This is a genomic window from Marinimicrobium hydrolyticum (assembly GCF_030848505.1).
Lineage (GTDB): Bacteria > Pseudomonadota > Gammaproteobacteria > Pseudomonadales > Cellvibrionaceae > JAVDDU01.
Genome location: NZ_JAVDDU010000023.1, coordinates 1 through 1,619 on the forward strand (window position 1 = coordinate 1; position 1,619 = coordinate 1,619).

Annotated in this window: 3 protein-coding genes; all 3 read left to right on the forward strand. The window is 46.9% G+C overall.

What is annotated here, in order from left to right:
* Positions 1-61: 61 nt before the first annotated feature.
* The 3 genes from RBH33_RS17630 to RBH33_RS17640 all read left to right on the forward strand — a co-directional run bounded on the left by RBH33_RS17630 (position 62) and on the right by RBH33_RS17640 (position 1,509).
* Complete coding sequence (locus RBH33_RS17630; RefSeq protein ID WP_306733539.1) at positions 62-463, forward strand: hypothetical protein; 402 nt, start codon at positions 62-64, stop codon at positions 461-463.
* 93 nt (positions 464-556) lie between these two features.
* Positions 557-1,003: a hypothetical protein gene (locus RBH33_RS17635; RefSeq protein ID WP_306733540.1), complete on the forward strand. Its 447-nt coding sequence runs from the start codon at positions 557-559 to the stop codon at positions 1,001-1,003.
* A 98-nt stretch (positions 1,004-1,101) separates the two neighbouring features.
* Entirely contained in the window at positions 1,102-1,509 is a 408-nt protein-coding gene (locus RBH33_RS17640; RefSeq protein WP_306733541.1) for a hypothetical protein, read from the forward strand.
* The last annotated feature ends 110 nt before the right edge of the window (positions 1,510-1,619 follow it).

Here is a 1,619-nt window from a genome sequence, read left to right on the forward strand (position 1 = left end):
CTCCCAAGCTCGCGCGGCTCTTGTGGGGCGTTATGACTAAATCGATCCTGGGAGCATCTACATGAAATATATTGCAATCCTAATGCTGGTTGGTCTTTTGGGATGTACTACCCCAACAAAGAAGGATGACCCGGTGGCAAAGGCCACGGCAGAGAGCGTGAACCAGCATATTGCAGTTGCTGTTGTACTGGCAAAATTCTACTGCGAAAACAACAGCTGGCCCAACTCGATTGAGGAGCTAATGCAGTTTGAAGCTGGGGTAGATCTCCCGCTCCCGGTAGCTCCGAACTGGAGTTGGCTGCAGCAAGATGATGCTACGTTCACCGTAACTGATAACGTCTATCTCAGAACTCCTGATGAAACCATTGTAGGTGGTGGTCATTCTGTAAGCTCGACAAATGAGCCCCCAGGATGTGACGGCGACGATATGAGAATCAATGTTAGTCCTACCATAGGTGGTTAAGTCAAAACCATGCCATCAAATTCGCTCCCTACGGTCGCCGGACGCTCACAAGCTCGCGCCGTTTATGGCGGGCGTTATATCTGGTAGCGACTTATGGTATGGATCTTCGCTTCTATTGTATTTTTTGTTTTTCTAGTTTGGGCATTCACGCCCAGTAGTAGAATTGTCAAGAAAGGTGGTTTTGCCAATCTGGACCAACAGTTTAATTGTTTGATAAACGGCCAACCGAAGATGAGTAGCCTAATTGTGGAGGTGATTGATACGTCCGATTTTATTCAGTTTTCTCACTTTCGGGGCCATATCCAAGTTGATTTTCCTTTGGTTACTGATAGACAGAAGTCTCTTCGAGACAAGTACGAAAGGGAGGTAGGGAAGCTAGGCTACGTGACAGAGGTTTCCCAAGGTTCTGATGGAGCGTCTTTTTTGGACTTTGACGCCCCCGCTGACCCGGATAAGATGACTGAAATATGCGCAACTCTTCTCAAGAGGACGTTTGAACTCACAGGCAACGAAAAGCTGAAGATGGTGCTAATGCCGTGAGACAAAGATATAACCAACAAATTAAGTACGCTCGCTTCGGTCGCCCGACGCTCGCAAGCTCGCGCGGCTTATTTGGACGTTAAATGCCAGTGAGACTCATGAAGAGAATTGCAGGATACGCGCTTTTTTTTGTATTGGGTGTACTTTGTACTTATGTATACAACGAGTACTGGAACGCCCGAGAGCATGCAGCGCTTGATATAAGCTCAATGTCAGAGTCTCTGGTCTACCAAAGCTTACTTCTGGAGACTTATAGTGATCACTGCGATATAGAGGGGTATAAAGAGTGGCGGGAGCACTTTAAAGGCTCTATCGCAACCTACAACTTTCGGCTTGATATAGGTGAGAACTTTCCCTTTGTAGATTCACCAGAATATTTCACTGAACATCGTGGGCGATCCAAATGGTATTCCAACAGCCTAGTGGAGTTCGATGCAAAGATAGAGCGATGTCAGCAAGCATTTAACAAGTCAATTAACTTCGCGCCTTCGGCGCCGGACAGCTAAAAACGTGGCTTCGCCACAACGCTACCGGTTATTTAGGCGTTATGAAAGGAAACTGGCAGAATGAAATGCGTTCTACTTATACTGGTATTGGCAGTGTAGTGGCATAGTGG

Coding starts and splice junctions, on each gene's coding strand:
- RBH33_RS17635 (WP_306733540.1), top strand. CDS start 557: ATGGTATGGATCTTCGCTTCTATTGTATTTTTTGTTTTTCTAGTTTGG.
- RBH33_RS17640 (WP_306733541.1), top strand. CDS start 1,102: ATGAAGAGAATTGCAGGATACGCGCTTTTTTTTGTATTGGGTGTACTT.
- RBH33_RS17630 (WP_306733539.1), top strand. CDS start 62: ATGAAATATATTGCAATCCTAATGCTGGTTGGTCTTTTGGGATGTACT.